The sequence below is a fragment of the Acinetobacter sp. AKBS16 genome, assembly GCF_002899995.1.
Classification (GTDB): Bacteria; Pseudomonadota; Gammaproteobacteria; order Pseudomonadales; family Moraxellaceae; genus Acinetobacter; species Acinetobacter baumannii.
In genome coordinates, this window is the sequence record NZ_POYH01000101.1 from 139886 (window position 1) to 142917 (window position 3032).

The window sequence follows — 3032 nt, forward strand, 5'->3', positions numbered from 1 at the left end:
GATTTCACCTGATGGGGGAATCATTAATTTTTAATAATTTGATCTAAATCTACCAATTCTGCCATATGCTGATTGCCGCGATCATTAGGATGTAAATGATCTCCAGAATCATAAATTGGATTTAATCGATTGGGATGTTTTGGATCTTTTAAGCCTTCATCAAGATCAAGCACACCATCAAAGGTATGACTGGTTCTCATCCAGTGGTTAATGCGCTGACGTAATTGATCTTTGTTGGGTTGATAATAATTATCTAAAGAGGTATTAGGCAAAGCACCAGAGAACGGAAGTAAGGTTGCACCAATCACCTGAATATTATGTTTATGGGCCTCACCTACAACACGTCGATAACCTTGAGTGAGCGCCTCAAAATAGGGTATTTGCTGTTTAGGTGCAAAAGCTGTACCGGGCCATGAAATGTCATTGATACCAACCAAAACAATTAAAGTTTTAACGCCTGAATACTGAAATATCTCACTGTTTAAACGCTTTAAAACGCTATCACCCATACCATCGGTAAGTAATCGATTTCCTGAAATACCACTATTAATCACTGCTACTTGGTGTGCAGATAAACGTTTCGCTAAAAAATCGGTCCATCTTGTATTTGCATCTAAGGTTGCAGTCGCCCCATCGGTAATTGAGTCTCCAACAACTGCAACTACATGAGCCTTTTGTTTGGGCTTTACCTCTATTGCAGACAGTAATAACCGTGCCGTCGTTGTTTTGGCATCGGTTGGCGTAGTTAAATTTGTTGTCTGATTTCCACTAATCAGCCAACTGGTTTGTTTGGCATCCCAATGAAATGTTTTAAACATTGTAGGCTTTTGAATAAAGCTATTCACCACTAATTGAGCATGATCGGGTACAGGCAACTGAATTGGATCACTTATGAGTTGTTTGCCGGGTAAAATTCTTGCTTTAAGTTGACCAGAAAAATAAACGGGATAGGTGCTCTTAGATTTTAGAGTTGCTGCGTTCGCTAAACCAATCGTTGTTTGATCAATATAAAGTGGCTGTTTACCATATTGATTGGTAAAAACGAGCCGAACAGCTTCACCGCCCAAACTAATTTTGCTCATTTGTCTAATAGTCTGATTAGATACTTGCTCTGGAATGAGTGTTGGAAAAACGAAGTCTTTATTCCAGACTTTTTGAGGGCTCGCAGACCAAGTGGTAATCCATTGGCTGTTTTCTACATCAGCTTGTGCAAAGCTCGTAATTAAAACCAAAGAAAATAGGGGAGCTTGATAAAGTTTCATCTCAAAAACTCTTTAAAACGAATTAAAGGTATCTTGAAACAAATTGATGCCTTGTTATAGCGGTCTAAGCGGAATAAGATTTGTGAATCTAATTCATAAATAAATTTTGCTATGTCTTATTTTGATATCAATCGTTCTGGCGAGTTAGCAATTTTTATAAGGGTGGTCGAGCTTGGAAGTTTTTCAGCGGTAGCAAGAGCATGTAATATGACGCCGTCTGCCGTAAGCAAGTTAATTTCTCGTTTAGAAAAAAGACTGGGTGTCAGGTTACTCAATCGTTCAACACGTCAGTTTCAGCTTACCAGTGAAGGATGCCAGTTTTATGAGCAAGGCATTCAAATACTCAATGACTTGGACGAACTGGAACAATCGGTTACCGCAAATCATACACCGAAAGGGCGAATTAGAATCCATACCAGTTTTTCATATTGGACACACTTTTTATTGCCATGCATTAGTTTGTTTAATCAACGTTACCCGGAAATTGAATTAGAAGCTCATTTGAGTGATGAAGTAATTAATTTGGTTGAACAAAGAATTGATGTTGCGATTCGAACAGGTCCTTTGAAAAGCTCCAATCTGGTGGCCCGATCACTTGGCAGTACTTATAAACAGTATGTTTGCTCTCCTGTATATATTGAAAAGTACGGTTGTCCTGAGCATCCAGATGAACTACATGAACATCAGCTTTTAGATGTAAGTTATCAACGCCAGAACAAAACCTGGTTATTTAAAAAAGCAACTCAGGAAATCAGCCTAACCTCCTCTAAAGTTTTAAAAGTAAACCATGGCGAAGCAATTTTGCAGTTGGCACTGGCAGGTGCTGGCATTGCTCAACTAAATGAATTCCAGATTCGAAATGCTTTACAGCAAAAACAACTCGTCAAAATTCTTGAAGATTGGAATATTCATGCTTCTGAAGAATTTCATGCTGTCTGGATTGGCCATGATAAGTATGTTCCTAATCGCGTACGTACATTCTTGGATTTTTTGGTAGAGCATGCCTCTATAAATTAGTTTAGTGTTTGCTCGCACTCAATTGGCACTGCTGCATTGTTTGATTCATGGTTTCTACAAAGTTCATTTTTGCATCAATATTTTGCAAACTTAATTTTGGTAAACTTTCTACAAATTGAGGTGAATAATGCTGCTCTAAAGAATTATAAATACAATTACACGCTGAAAGGTCATGTCCGGCCCATACACAACGCGTATTAAATTCATTTTTACTCATTGGCCTGCACCCCATCAAATTTAAAACACCTATTGTCAGAAGGCTCACCAAAACAAAACGATAGAGAAAAAACATTCTTGTTACTCTTCATGGGTTGTTGTTATCGTTAAGTGATGTTGATAGAAGTTTTAATCTTTATGTGATTTTGAATACATAAAACTTCTGCCCCCAATCTTGTATATCAAGATGGGTACACAAAAAGATTAAGTAAAAATTTTTCGAACTCTATAGTGTGTAGTTCTTTTAAACAGAGGATGAGAAAGAACTCTAAGAAATGACTGCTTGAGTAAAAGAGGTTGAATGTAAGTAGGTTTAATAAAAGAATTTAAAAAATATAGAATAATAGTCATGAGTGACTCCTTGGTTAAAAGAAGTTATGCCCACTCATTGCTCATTATTATGGTGGCGAAACGAAAGAGGGTTAGCAGACTGATACCTAAGAAACCAGCACACCCAAGGGTGTCCCACTCCCGTTCCTCCATCAAAGGCACGAGGGGCGTCACACCAAAAAACGTGTTTTTAGTGCACTTAGGTAG

The 3032-nt window shown here is 37.8% G+C and carries 3 protein-coding genes; 1 reads left to right on the forward strand and 2 read right to left on the reverse strand.

Annotated elements, in window-relative coordinates; genetic code table 11:
- Positions 1-23: 23 nt before the first annotated feature.
- Positions 24-1262 (reverse strand): SGNH/GDSL hydrolase family protein, encoded by a 1239-nt coding sequence (locus C1642_RS18775; protein ID WP_103236749.1) that lies wholly within the window; start codon positions 1260-1262, stop codon positions 24-26.
- 111 nt (positions 1263-1373) lie between these two features.
- Between C1642_RS18775 and C1642_RS18780 the strand changes: the two genes are divergently transcribed.
- Positions 1374-2279 carry a LysR family transcriptional regulator gene (locus tag C1642_RS18780; protein WP_103236750.1) on the forward strand — a complete coding sequence of 302 codons (906 nt, stop codon included), beginning with the start codon at positions 1374-1376 and terminating at the stop codon, positions 2277-2279.
- A 1-nt stretch (position 2280) separates the two neighbouring features.
- Here the strand turns inward: C1642_RS18780 and C1642_RS18785 are convergent, their stop codons facing one another.
- Positions 2281-2571, reverse strand: a complete 291-nt coding sequence (locus tag C1642_RS18785) for a hypothetical protein (RefSeq protein WP_001984002.1) — start codon at positions 2569-2571, stop codon at positions 2281-2283.
- Positions 2572-3032 lie beyond the last annotated feature (461 nt).

What these genes read in the sequence shown, in the direction of transcription:
- C1642_RS18775 (WP_103236749.1), bottom strand. Translation starts at nt 1,262, where the DNA reads ATGAAACTTTATCAAGCTCCCCTATTTTCTTTGGTTTTAATTACGAGC.
- C1642_RS18780 (WP_103236750.1), top strand. Translation starts at nt 1,374, where the DNA reads ATGTCTTATTTTGATATCAATCGTTCTGGCGAGTTAGCAATTTTTATA.
- C1642_RS18785 (WP_001984002.1), bottom strand. Translation starts at nt 2,571, where the DNA reads ATGTTTTTTCTCTATCGTTTTGTTTTGGTGAGCCTTCTGACAATAGGT.